The organism is Micrococcus sp. GbtcB5, from assembly GCF_019091605.1.
Lineage (GTDB): Bacteria > Actinomycetota > Actinomycetes > Actinomycetales > Micrococcaceae > Micrococcus > Micrococcus luteus.
Genome location: NZ_JAGXJK010000643.1, coordinates 1 through 229, shown reverse-complemented (window position 1 = coordinate 229; position 229 = coordinate 1). Strand labels below are relative to the sequence as shown.

At 25.8% G+C, this 229-nt stretch carries 1 protein-coding gene; it reads left to right on the top strand.

Annotation, left to right across the window (positions count from 1 at the left end; translation table 11 throughout):
- Positions 1 to 229 (top strand): hypothetical protein (locus tag KVS67_RS13805; protein ID WP_217565620.1); only part of this gene is annotated, 229 nt, incomplete at both ends.

The window sequence follows — 229 nt, the reverse complement described above, 5'->3', positions numbered from 1 at the left end:
ATTTATATGCAAAGTAAAATAATATATAAATCAGATTTGATTTTCTATCATCCACAAAAAATTCAAAATTATGACCCTTTAGAACGGAATAGAGCATTTAATTATGGAAAAGGATATGGAAGATTAAGTTCTAAACATTTTTATCAGTATAAAAATAAAAGGGCTAGAATGAGATATTTAAAGTTTCAATATAGAAGCTTTTTGGGGGTAGGGCTAAATCTCATTTTAG